The organism is Craterilacuibacter sp. (genome assembly GCF_051659485.1).
Classification (GTDB): domain Bacteria; phylum Pseudomonadota; class Gammaproteobacteria; order Burkholderiales; family Chromobacteriaceae; genus Craterilacuibacter.
In genome coordinates, this window is the sequence record NZ_JBOFOO010000102.1 from 1 (window position 1) to 8,132 (window position 8,132).

Below are 8,132 nucleotides of genomic sequence, written 5' to 3' on the forward strand. Positions count from 1 at the left end.
GCGACATCGCCCGCGCCTGGTGGATTGCCAGCCATGTGTTCGATGCCGAAGCATTGTGGTGCGAGATCGAGGCTCTGGACAACCGGGTACCGGCTGATCTGCAGGTCGAAATGATGGTGCTGGTGCGTACCCTGATTGAGCGTGTGACGCGCTGGGTATTGCGCAACCGTCGCCCGTTCGGTGCCGTGAGCGAGCAGATCGCCCAGTACGCCAGCAAGGTGCAGGCCTTGTTGCACAAGTTGCCGCAGCTGATCACGGCGGCCGACTACCCGCAGGTTGCGGCACTGGAAGCGCGTATGGATGTGACCGCTATGCCGGTACAGTTGGCGCAGGTACTGGCTCGACTGGAGTTTGCCGTACCGCTGATGGATATCATCGAGATTGGTGCCGACAGTGAAGTGGCGCTGGAGCCCTTGGCCGCCAGTTACTTTACGTTGGGTCATGACTTGCAGCTGGATTGGTTGCGGGATGCCATCACCCGTTTGCCGCGCGAAAACCGCTGGCAGTCACTGGCCCGCTCTGCATTGCGTGATGATCTTTATCGCATGCACCATAGCCTGACACGGGTGGCACTGGATGGTGCCGGCGAGGGAGATCTTGCCCGCAACTGGCTGGCCGGACGTGCGGCAAATGTCGAGTTGTGCCTGCAGATGTTTACCGAACTGCAGACTTTTGAGGCCTTGGATCTGGCCATGCTGTCGGCTGGTATGCGCGAGCTGAATAACCACCTGCTGAATTAAGCACAGACTGCTGTACTCGGTACTAGGGCCTGTCCGTAAGGACAGGCCTTTTTTGCGTTCGCCGCTGGTATGGCTGCTGAAGATTATGCAACAGCGGCAGCCTAGATGGATAAAGTAGAGCTTGAACTCTTTACTCGCATGGTATTTTGTGTTTATCTTATAAAAAGTAAAATAAAGTTCCATCAAGCGGAACATGGAGAATGGCAATGAGAGAAACCGCGCATGAAACTCTGGTCAGTTTTCGTGGCGTTCAGAAAAGCTATGATGGCGAATCCCTGATCGTAAAAAGTCTGGATCTTGATATTCGCCGTGGTGAATTCCTGACTCTGCTCGGCCCTTCCGGCTCGGGCAAGACGACTTGCCTGATGATGCTTGCCGGTTTTGAAACCCCCAGCCACGGGGAAATCCATTTCGACGGCAAGCTGCTCAATCACACCCCGCCGCATAAACGCAATATCGGCATGGTGTTTCAGAACTATGCGCTGTTCCCGCACATGACCGTGGCACAGAACTTGGCCTATCCGCTGACGCTACGCAAGATGGGCAAGAGCGACATCGCTGAACGGGTCAAGCAGGGACTGGCCATGGTGAGGCTGGAAAACCTGGGTCACCGCTATCCGGGCCAGCTCTCCGGCGGGCAGCAACAGCGCGTGGCGCTGGCGCGGGCACTGGTATTCGAACCCAAGCTGGTGCTGATGGACGAGCCGCTGGGCGCGCTGGACAAGCAACTGCGCGAGCATATGCAGCTTGAAATCAAGCATCTGCATGAACGCCTGGGAGTGACGGTGGTGTATGTGACCCACGATCAGGGCGAGGCGCTGACCATGTCCGACCGTGTTGCGGTGTTCAAGGACGGCATCATCCAGCAGATAGACTCGGCCAGCACGCTGTACGAGGCACCGGGCAATTCTTTTGTGGCTAATTTCATCGGTGAAAACAACACCCTCAAGGGGGAGGTGATGGCGCTGGAGGGGAGCGAGCTATGCCGTGTGCGTCTGCACGATGGCGCGGTCATTCAGGCACGCCGCATTGCCGTGTCCGGCATCGGGGAGGCGACGTCGATGTCCATCCGTCCCGAGCGCATACGCCTGAATGCGGCAGCCGAAGCCTGCGAGAACCGCCTCAAAGCCAAATTGATGGAGTTCATTTACCTGGGTGACCACGTGCGCCTGCGTATGGAAGTCGCCGGTCAAAGCGGCTTTATCGTCAAGGTGCCGGTGGGCGAGCTCGACAGTCGCTGGCAGGTGGGTGATGTGATGGATGTAGGCTGGATGGCACGCGATATCCGCGCACTGGATTTGCTGGCTGCATAAGCTGGCCCATGATGAATAAAACAGCAGTTCAAGCACAAACCAAGGAGAGACCGATGAGCATGATCAAAAACAGTATTGCATTGGCTGTGATGGCGGGTTTTACCATGCCGGTGTTTGCCGAGAAATCGATTACCGTTATTTCATTCGGCGGTGCCAATAAGGCGGCGCAGGAAGTGGCTTTTTATAAGCCGTTTGAAAAAACTACGGGCATGGGGGTGACTGCCGGGGATTACAACGGCGAGATGGCCAAGATCAAGGCCATGGTCGATGCCGGCAAGGCGACTTGGGATGTGGTGGAAGTGGAGTCGCCGGAGCTGTTGCGCGGCTGTGAAGAGGGTCTGTTCGAGAAAATAAACTGGGCCAAGGTCGGCAACAAGGCGGACTTCGTGAAGCCGGCGGTGTCCGAATGCGGCGTCGGTATCTTTGTATGGTCAACCGCACTGGCCTACAACGCCGACAAGCTCAAGGTGGCGCCGGCCAACTGGAAGGATTTCTGGGACGTCAAGAAATTCCCGGGCAAGCGCGGTCTGCGCAAGGGGGCCAAGTACACGCTGGAATTCGCGCTGATGGCCGATGGCGTACCGGCTAATCAGGTGTACAAGGTGCTAGGTAGCAAGGCGGGTGTTGATCGCGCCTTCAAGATGCTGACCCTGCTCAAGCCGCATATCCAGTGGTGGGAAGCCGGTGCTCAGCCGCCGCAGTTCCTGGCCTCCGGCGATGTGGTGATGAGCTCGGCCTATAACGGCCGTATCGATTCGGCGCAGAAAGATGGCAAGAATCTGAAAGTGGTCTGGAATGGCAGTATTTACGATGTCGATTCCTGGGCCATCCCTAAAGGTGCCAAATCGGCTGAGGCAAGCCAGTTCATCGCTTTTGCCAGCAAGCCTGAGCAGCAGAAAAACTACGCCAGCCAGATCGCTTACGGCCCGACCAATACCAAGGCAATCAAGCTGTTGCCGGCCAAGGTAGCGGCCAACCTACCGACCGACCCTGCCAACCTCAAGGGTGCACTGGCCATTGATGTCGGCTTCTGGGTGGAGAACGGCGAGGATCTGGAGCAGCGCTTCAACGCGTGGGCTGCTCGCTGATTCCGGATGGGCCGCTACGTGGGTAGCGGCCCTTTTTGCTGCACCGGATCTGAGGTCTGGTGGTTCTGTCAGGTATTTTCATGTCTGAAAGTGTTTCCATGAATGCGCCGTTGACCGCGGCTGATGGTGTGCCGCTCAAGACCCGCTTGCAGCAGCAGCGCCGTCTCAAGCAGCTCAAGGCTGCCATGCTGGTGTTGCCGCTATTGCTTTTTTTGCTGCTGACTTTTCTGGTGCCGATTTCCACCTTGCTGACGCGTAGTGTCGACAATCCCGAGGTGGTGAGCGTGCTGCGTGAAACAACGCAGGCATTGAAGCCGTGGGATGGCAATAGTCTGCCGGCGGTTGCTGTTTATGATGCGCTGGCGCGCGACTTGCAGCGGGCGCAGACTGAAAAAACGGTCTCCGAAGCGGCCAAGCGTCTGAATATGGAACTCATCGGTTTCCGTTCCCTGCTGCAGAAAACCGCCCGCAAGATGCCGCCTTCACCCGAGGCCGGGCAAAATACGCGCGATGTCTTTATCGCGCTGGACGAGCGCTGGGGCGATGTCAGCCACTGGCAGGTGATTGCGCGCAACGGCAGCAGCTGGACGCCTTACTACCTGATGAGCTCGCTAGACCTGCGTCAGGGCACTGATGGCAAGCCTGAGCTGGTGCCGGAAGACGAGCGTGCCTTCCTGTCGATTTTTGGCCGCACCTTGTGGATAAGCTTCTGGGTGACCTTGTGGTGCCTAGCGCTGGGCTATCCGCTGGCCTACTGGCTGGCAACCCTGCCGACGCGCAAGAGCAATCTATTGATGATACTGGTGCTGCTGCCGTTCTGGACTTCAGTGCTGGTGCGGGTCGCATCGTGGATCGTGCTGCTGCAGTCTGAGGGCTTGGTCAATAGTGCCCTGTTGTGGACGGGCTTGATTGACAGCCCGCTGGAGCTGGCATTCAACCGTACTGGTGTCTACATCGCCATGGTGCACATCCTGCTGCCATTTGTGATCCTGCCGGCTTACAGCGTGATGAAAAGCATACCGCCCAGCTATATGCGCGCAGCGATCTCGCTGGGCGACCATCCGTTTGCCGCCTTCTGGAAAATCTATTTCCCGCAGACGGTGGCCGGGGTAGCCGCCGGTGCCTTGCTGGTGTTCATCATGTGCATAGGCTACTACATCACGCCGGCACTACTGGGCAGTCCGCAGGAGCAGATGGTCAGCTATTACGTCGCGTTTTACACCAATGTGACGATCAACTGGGGTATGGCCGCCGCACTGGGCTCCTTGCTCCTGATGGCCACCTTGCTGCTATACGGCCTGTACAGCCGTCTGGTCGGCGCCAACCGTTTGAGTCTGGGGTAATCCATGCTGCCAAGTTATGCGTCACCCGTGGAAAAGGTCTGGTTCTACCTGTTCCGCAGCTTCAATATTCTGGTGCTGATCTTTCTGGTCAGTCCCTTGCTGGCCATCATTCCGCTTTCGTTTTCGGCCGACTCCTTCCTGGTCTATCCGATCAAGGCGCTGTCCCTGCGCTGGTACGAGGAGTTCTTCACCAGCGGAGAATGGACACGCGCGCTGATGAACAGCTTTATCGTGGCGCCGGCAGCGACGCTGATCGCTACTGCGCTGGGAACCCTGGCTGCGGTGGGGCTGACCAGTACCGATTTTCCCGGCAAGTCGTTGATCATGAGCCTGCTGATCTCGCCCATGGTGGTGCCGGTTGTGATTGTCGGGGTTGGCGCCTATCTGTTTATGGCGCCGCTGGGGCTGACCAATAACTACTTCGGCCTGATTCTGGTGCATGCAGCACTGGGGGTGCCGTTTGTGGTGATTACCGTGTCGGCGACACTCAAGGGCTTTAACGTCAACCTGATGAAGGCCAGTGCCAATCTGGGGGCCGGGCCGCTGACCACTTTTCGCCGTGTGGTGATGCCGTTGATTGCGCCCGGGGTGATTTCTGGCGCGCTGTTTGCCTTTGCTACCTCGTTTGATGAGGTGGTGGTGACCCTGTTTCTGGCCGGACCGGAACAGGTCACCTTGCCGCGCCAGATGTTTGGCGGAATCAAGGAAAATATCAGCCCGGCGATTGCTGCCGCGGCCACGGTATTGATCCTGTTTTCGATTGCGCTACTGCTGACGCTGGAGTGGCTGCGTGGTCGTGCCGAGCGTATTCGTACGGCGCGGCACTAAATGCAACATGGCCGCTCGGAGAGGGCGGCCATGGAAGGAGAAGCAAATGGGGATGGCAAATACACTGCCTCAGCTCGGGTTGTCAGGGCCTCCGCCCGTACTCCAGTTAACTGGTTGAGGGTCCATGTGTGCGCATCCCGATAGAGCCAAGCCTGAAAAAGCGACAAGCAGTATCGTCATCGCAACGCGCAACTTGATCACAACAACTCCTTTCCTGCCTAACACCGCAAAGCGGCTTAGCGAGTATAGCCACGCGTGGCAGCGTGTCACTGTTTTTGTGACGGCTGCCACAGGCTGCCCCTTAGTGCTTGCCGGTACTGCCGAATCCGCCTTCACCGCGTGCCGAGTCACCGAATTCTGCGACGATGTTGAAGCTGGCCTGCACCACCGGCACGATGATCATTTGGGCGATGCGCTCCAGTGGTGCCAGGCGGAAAGCCGTATGGCCACGGTTCCATACCGAGACAAACAACTGGCCCTGGTAGTCGGAGTCGATCAGGCCGACCAGATTGCCAAGAACGATGCCGTGCTTGTGACCCAGGCCGGAGCGCGGCAGTATCATTGCGGCCAGGCTCGGGTCGGCAATATGGATGGCCATGCCGGTGGGGATCAGCTGGGTTTCGCCCGGTTGAATCAGGATGTCCTGATCGATAGCGGCCCTGAGATCCAACCCGGCTGAGCCGGGGGTGGCGTAAGCGGGCAGGTTTTCGTGCAGGCGCGGGTCCAGTATTTTGACGTCGATTAGGGATGGCATGGTGTTGTCCTTATGGTTTTGATGGCTGGCTCAGCATGGCGGCCAGATGTTGCACGATGGCACGGGCCACATCCGGTTTGCCCATGACCGGCAGCGGGTGCGCGCCGGCATCGTCCAGCAGGGTGACTTCATTATCGTCGGCACCCATGGCCTGTTGCGCCAGATTGGCAACCAAGAGCGGTAGTTTCTTGCGCTGGCGTTTGGCCTCGGCAAATGTCAAGAGGTGCTGGCTTTCGGCGGCGAAGCCCACGCAGAAGGGCGCCGCAGGCAGTGATGCGACCGTTGCCAGAATATCCGGATTTTCTTCCAGTTCCAGTGCCGGCGCGCCGTCGCCTTTCTTGATCTTGTGTTCGGCGCGGTTTTTGATGCGGTAGTCGGCTACCGCCGCAACCGCGATAAAGACATCGCTCTTTCCGGCATTTTGCAGCACCGCATCGTACATCTCACGCGCACTTTGCACATCGATACGGGTGAGTCCTGTTGGCGCAGGCATGCCGGTAGGGCCGGACACCAGTGTCACGTGTGCTCCTGCATCGCGGCAGGCGCGCGCCAGTGCATAGCCCATCTTGCCCGAGCTGATATTGGTGATGCCGCGCACGGTATCTATCGGCTCATAGGTCGGGCCGGCCGTGATCAGCACCTTGCGCCCCTGAAGCCGTTTCTCCTCGAACAGAGCCATGGCCTGCTCGAAAATCTCTGCCGCTTCCAGCATGCGTCCTGCTCCGATCTCGCCACAGGCCTGTGCGCCTGAAGCCGGCCCGAACACGTGGACCCCATCGGCCTTGAGGGTGGCGATATTGCGCTGGTTGGGGGCGTTTTCCCACATCTGGCGATTCATGGCCGGCGCCACCGCCAATGGGCAGGTGCGCGCAGCCGCCAGAGTGGACAGCAGGTTGTCACACGCGCCATGCGCCAGCTTGAACAGGGTGTCGGCACTGGCCGGCGCGATCAGGAACAGGTCGGCGCGGCGCGATAAATCGATATGCGCCATGCCGCCTGCCGGCCTTTCATCCCATAGATCGGTGTAGACCGCGTGGCCGGATAGTGCCTGGAAGGTCAGTGGTGTCACAAAGCGGGTTGCGGCTTCGGTCATCACCACTTCAATGTGGTGGCCGGCCTTGACGAACAGGCGGGTGAGTTCGGCGGCCTTGTAAGCGGCAACACCACCGGTGACGCCCAGCAGGATGCGTTTGGCTGTCATGGAGTTGATGAATTCAGGGAAGTAATGCCTCAAGTTTACCGGATTTCACGATGGCTGACGGCATGCGATGGCGAGTAGATGACATAGGCTTGGTCAGGCCTGCTACAAATAAACCATCTTGCCTTGATGGAGTGCGCTGATGTCGATTGCCCACTGGCCGGCCGATGAAAGACCACGGGAAAAATTGCTGTTGCGGGGTGCAGCCGTGCTGTCGGATGCAGAACTATTGGCCATCTTTTTGCGCACCGGCATGGTCGGCCTTTCTGCCGTCGAACTGGCTCGGCGCTTATTGCAGCATTTCGGTTCGATTTCTGCCCTGTTTGCCGCCAGCGAAAGCGAGTTTGTCTGTCACCCCGGTATGGGCTCGGCCAAGTATGCGCAGCTGATGGCGGTCAAGGAGTTGGCGCAGCGTGCCTTGGCCGAGACGCTCAGCCAGCGTGATGCGTTGACAAGCCCGGCAGAGGTCCGGGCTTATTTGCGTCTGGCAATAGGTTCACGCGACACCGAGGTGTTCATCGCCCTGTTTCTCAATGCGCAGCATCAGGTGATCGCGATGGAAGAGGTTTTTCGCGGCACGCTGACCGAAACCCGGGTCTATCCGCGTGAAATAGTGCGCCGCGCACTATTTCATAATGCGGCGGCGCTGATCGTGGCACACAACCACCCGTCGGGCAGGGCAGAGCCTTCCATGGCTGACCGGGCGCTGACTCAGACCCTCAAGTCGGCACTGGAACTGGTGGATGTGGTTTTGCTGGATCATTTTGTGGTGACCGGCGCGCAGGCATCGTCACTGGCTGAGGAGGGCGGTTTGGCTTGAGTTATGTCGCTGCCGGCCGTGTTTTATTGATGTCGATCATCAATAGCA

General features: G+C 58.6%; 7 protein-coding genes and 1 pseudogene. 6 read left to right on the top strand and 2 right to left on the bottom strand.

Annotated elements, in window-relative coordinates; all coding sequences use genetic code 11:
- From ACRC1E_RS03675 to ACRC1E_RS03695, 5 genes and pseudogenes are all read left to right on the top strand, one after another.
- A pseudogene (locus ACRC1E_RS03675) lies at nt 1-740 on the top strand (NAD-glutamate dehydrogenase); the annotation flags it as partial.
- 206 nt (nt 741-946) lie between these two features.
- A complete protein-coding gene (locus ACRC1E_RS03680) occupies nt 947-2,053 on the top strand; it encodes an ABC transporter ATP-binding protein (RefSeq protein ID WP_438513757.1) in 1,107 nt (368 codons plus the stop codon).
- 53 nt (nt 2,054-2,106) lie between these two features.
- Entirely contained in the window at nt 2,107-3,141 is a 1,035-nt protein-coding gene (locus tag ACRC1E_RS03685; protein ID WP_438513758.1) for an ABC transporter substrate-binding protein, read from the top strand.
- A gap of 80 nt (nt 3,142-3,221) precedes the next feature.
- Nucleotides 3,222-4,484, top strand: a complete 1,263-nt coding sequence (locus ACRC1E_RS03690; protein WP_438513759.1) for an ABC transporter permease — start codon at nt 3,222-3,224, stop codon at nt 4,482-4,484.
- A 3-nt stretch (nt 4,485-4,487) separates the two neighbouring features.
- Complete coding sequence (locus tag ACRC1E_RS03695) at nt 4,488-5,312, top strand: ABC transporter permease (protein ID WP_438513760.1); 825 nt, start codon at nt 4,488-4,490, stop codon at nt 5,310-5,312.
- Nucleotides 5,313-5,613: 301 nt separating this feature from the next.
- Here ACRC1E_RS03695 and dut read toward each other — a convergent pair whose 3' ends face one another.
- Together dut and coaBC are read right to left on the bottom strand one after the other, a co-directional pair.
- Complete coding sequence (gene dut, locus ACRC1E_RS03700) at nt 5,614-6,066, bottom strand: dUTP diphosphatase (RefSeq protein WP_438513761.1); 453 nt, start codon at nt 6,064-6,066, stop codon at nt 5,614-5,616.
- 10 nt (nt 6,067-6,076) lie between these two features.
- Nucleotides 6,077-7,267, bottom strand: a complete 1,191-nt coding sequence (gene coaBC, locus ACRC1E_RS03705) for a bifunctional phosphopantothenoylcysteine decarboxylase/phosphopantothenate--cysteine ligase CoaBC (protein ID WP_438513762.1) — start codon at nt 7,265-7,267, stop codon at nt 6,077-6,079.
- 139 nt (nt 7,268-7,406) lie between these two features.
- Here coaBC and radC point away from each other — a divergent pair, with 139 nt between their 5' ends.
- The gene (radC, locus tag ACRC1E_RS03710) at nt 7,407-8,084 is read left to right on the top strand and encodes a RadC family protein (protein WP_438513763.1); all 678 of its coding nucleotides are present in this window, start codon (nt 7,407-7,409) and stop codon (nt 8,082-8,084) included.
- Nucleotides 8,085-8,132 lie beyond the last annotated feature (48 nt).